This window comes from Novosphingobium sp. (assembly GCF_041915465.1).
GTDB lineage: Bacteria > Pseudomonadota > Alphaproteobacteria > Sphingomonadales > Sphingomonadaceae > Novosphingobium.
In genome coordinates, this window is record NZ_JAYSBK010000163.1 from 1 (window position 1) to 3,463 (window position 3,463).

At 65.6% G+C, this 3,463-nt stretch carries 3 protein-coding genes and 1 tRNA gene; 1 reads left to right on the forward strand and 3 read right to left on the reverse strand.

The window, feature by feature from the left end; all coding sequences use genetic code 11:
- The first annotated feature begins 217 nt into the window (after positions 1-217).
- Positions 218-1,351 carry a L,D-transpeptidase family protein gene (locus tag ACE3SN_RS16405; RefSeq protein ID WP_374531850.1) on the forward strand — a complete coding sequence of 378 codons (1,134 nt, stop codon included), beginning with the start codon at positions 218-220 and terminating at the stop codon, positions 1,349-1,351.
- Here ACE3SN_RS16405 and ACE3SN_RS16410 read toward each other — a convergent pair.
- The 3 genes from ACE3SN_RS16410 to ACE3SN_RS16420 all read right to left on the reverse strand — a co-directional run.
- Positions 1,291-2,115 (reverse strand): alpha/beta family hydrolase, encoded by an 825-nt coding sequence (locus ACE3SN_RS16410; protein WP_374531852.1) that lies wholly within the window; start codon positions 2,113-2,115, stop codon positions 1,291-1,293. The genes ACE3SN_RS16405 and ACE3SN_RS16410 overlap by 61 nt on opposite strands.
- Positions 2,116-2,275: 160 nt before the next feature.
- Positions 2,276-2,352: transfer RNA gene (locus ACE3SN_RS16415), tRNA-Pro, on the reverse strand.
- A 128-nt stretch (positions 2,353-2,480) separates the two neighbouring features.
- Positions 2,481-3,463 (reverse strand): methyl-accepting chemotaxis protein (locus ACE3SN_RS16420; RefSeq protein WP_374531854.1); only part of this gene is annotated, 983 nt, incomplete at its 5' end.

A 3,463-nucleotide genomic window follows, 5' to 3' on the forward strand; every position in this document is an offset into this window, starting at 1 on the left:
CGTTCAAGGGCAGCCATGGCGAGTGGCAGCAGGGCAGGGGTATCGCCGCAAAGGGTCGCGGCGAAACTGCGCGAAGCAGCAAGTCCTGCACTGCCGACAGCCATGGCGCCAAGGAAGTGGCGCCGGTTGAATTTCATCAATGCGAATCCCGAAAGGTTGTTTACCCGCATCTGGGAATCGTGCTCTGGAAATGCAATTGGCGAAGAGGAAGACCGGGATGAAGCGTGGCCTGCTTGCGCTGTGCATGTTGCTGACGGCAGCCCAGGCGGCTCCGGAAGCGAAGCCGCAGTGGAGCGTGGCGGCGCTTGGCGAACTGCGCACGGCGGTCGATGCCGCCCCGGCAGAGGCCTTGCCCCGGCTCGACACCGCCGATCTCGACGCGGCCTGGCAAAGCAGCGATGCGGCGCGGGTTGACCGTGAAGCGACCAGACTGGCGCTTCGGTTGGCCAAGCTTGAACTGCTCGGTTCGGCGACTGGCAGATCGGGTTGGAAGATTGTCGATACCGACGCGAAGATCGATCTCGCGGCAGAGCTGAGCGCCGCACTTGCGGAAAACCGCCTTGGCGCGTTCCTGGCCGGTTTGAACCCGCAGCACCCCGATTATCTGGCTTTGCGTAGCGCCTATGCCGGTGAAACCGATGCCGGCAAGCGCCAGACGCTGGCGCGCAATATGGAGCGCTGGCGCTGGATGCCGCATGACCTTGGCGGGGACTACCTGCTGGTCAATGCGGCGGCTTACGAGGTGCGGCTGTGGCGCGGCGGCAAACAGGTGGGCGCATGGCGGGTGATCGTGGGCAAGCCTTCGACGCCGACACCGGTGTTCAATGCCGTGGTTACCGGCGTGAACGTCAATCCCTGGTGGAACGTCCCTTCGAACATCGTGCGCGAAAGCGTGGGTAGCCTGATCCGCCGCAACCCCGGCCTTGCCCGGGCGCGCGGCTATGTCTGGAGCGGCGGGCAGGTGCGCCAGAAGCCGGGGGCGAACAATGCGCTGGGCTACATGAAGCTGGTCATGCCTAACCCCTACAGCGTCTATCTTCACGATACGCCCAATCGCGACCTGTTTGAGCGCGATCCCCGCGCCTTCAGTCACGGCTGCGTGCGGGTGGGCGATGCGCTGGACTTCGCGACGGCGCTGTTCGGCGGAACGCGCAGCCGCACGGATATCGATGCGCTGGTGGCCAAGGGCGATTCCGTGGTGGTCGACCTGCCGCGGCAACTGCCGGTCTATGTCACCTATTTCACCGCCGGGCTGCGCGGTGATGGCAGCTTTGCCTATTTCCCGGACATCTATGGCCGCGACCGCAAGATGGCCGCCGCCGTCAACTCGGGGCAGGCCTGCCCGGTCTGAGCTTCAGGCCTCACGAACCGGGCCAGCGCTTCGAAACAGGCGCGCAGATCTGGCTGCGACAAGTCCAGGTAATCGTGATCGGCGGTCAGCGGAATGATCGTGATCCGCCGGGATAGTCGGTAGCCCAAGGCATCGGCGGGAGCGCCATAGGGATCCTGCCGGCCTTGCAGAATCAGCATCGGCTTGGCCAAGTCGGCCAAGTGGGCGGTGCGGGCCGGGTCTTCTGCCTGATCCGGGTGCCGGAAGGGGTAACCCACACAGGCGATATGGGAAACACGCGGCTCTCTTGCGGCAAGCGAGGCCACGATTCCGCCGGCCGAATGGCCCAGCAGGACAAATTCGCGTGCGCGCAGCCTGCCAAGAAAGCGGCGCAAGTCGCGCGCCGAGCCGGCATTGGTGAAACGCAGCAAGGCCGGAAAGAAATCCCAGTGCCGCGGGCGGGCCAGCAACAGGGCGGCGTAGAGCAGCTTGCGCAGCAACCGCCCGGCGATGCCGCCATGTTCGCACCAGTTTCCCAGGGCAAGGCCGAAGCGGCGATCAAATGCCAGGTCGAGCATGCGCAGCGTCTCGCTGCGGCGCGAGGCAAACCAGCAGAGCGATAGCCCCTGCTGCTCGTGCAGGGCCAGCGCCAGCGTGTCGAGCAGCGCGGATTGCTTGCGGTGATTGCTCCGGCCAACGATCACGACCAGCCGCGCCGCGTCGAGCGGGCCAAGGTGCGAGATCGGGACCGATCCAATCGTTGTCTGCAGCGGGGAATGAGGCATGGCAGCGTTGCGGGGCATCAATCTGCGGGTGCAGTGAATGACCGGTGCGGACTTATCCAATCCGCAAGGCAGTGCCTATCAGGGAAAGTACGGGGCGCGCGCAAACCGGGCGCCGCCAAGGGCGGTTTCCGGATTACGCCGATTGTGCAGAAGAGTGATTTGGTCGGGGAAAGAGGATTCGAACCTCCGGCCCCTGCCTCCCGAAGACAGTGCTCTACCAGGCTGAGCTATTCCCCGACCGTATCACGGGCTCCCGAAGGTGCCCGAGGCAGGAGGGCGCCTATAGTGAGCGATTCCCGGGGTGGCAAGCGGGGTTGAGCGAAGTTTTTTCATGCCGGTGCCAACAGTGTGCCGATCGAGACCGCTCAGGCCGCCCGGCCGAGCTGCCGCGCCGGCCGAAAGTCGCCCCTTGCGCCGCCGGTGTTGAAGCGATCCACCAGTTCGCCAAGGCGTTCGGCTTCGGCCAGCAAATGGTGCGCGGCGGCGTTGTTTTCTTCGACCATCGCTGCGTTCTGCTGGGTGGACAGATCAATCCGGGTGAAGTTCGAGCTGACCGACTTCAAGTCCTCGGCCTGGGCATGCGCGGATTCGGCGACCTGGCTGATCGTCGTGCTGATCGCGATCACCTGTTCCGCGATCTGGCCGAGCATGGTGCCACTTTCACCGACCAACTTGACGCCCTGTTCGACCTGACGCGACGACGCCTGGATCAGGTCCTTGATCGTCTGGGCCGCTTCGGCCGAGCGCTGGGCGAGGGCGCGCACCTCGTTGGCGACCACGGCAAAGCCCTTGCCGGCGTCACCCGCGCGGGCCGCCTCGACCCCGGCGTTAAGCGCCAGCAGGTTGGTCTGGAACGCGATCCCGTCGATGATCGTGATGATCTGGCTGATTTCCTGCGCGGACTTTTCGATCAGGTGCATCGCCTCGATCGCGGCTTCGACAACTTCGCTGCCCTGCGAGGCGCTCTGCCTGGCCGCCAGCGTGGAGTCGCGCGCCGCGAGGCTGCGCTCGGCGGTGGCGGAAATCTCGTTGGTGACGCGCTGCGTGGTGCTGGCCATGCGTTCGAGCGAACTGGCCTGTTCCTCGGTCCGCCGGGCAAGGTCGTCCGATGCGGTGCGCACTTCGGCGGCACCGGTGCGGATCGATCCGGCCGAGGCATCGACCTGGCTGACCAGTTCCTCAAGATCGGTGCAGGCGCGGTTCAGCGCTTCGCGCACGCTCTCGTAGGCGGCGGGGAACGGGGTGGTTACGCGGGTCGCAAGGTCACCGCGGGCAAGGCTTTGCAGGCGTTCGCTGACCGCGGCGATGACCTGGCGCTGTTCGGCATCGACCGCTTCGCGCAGGGCCT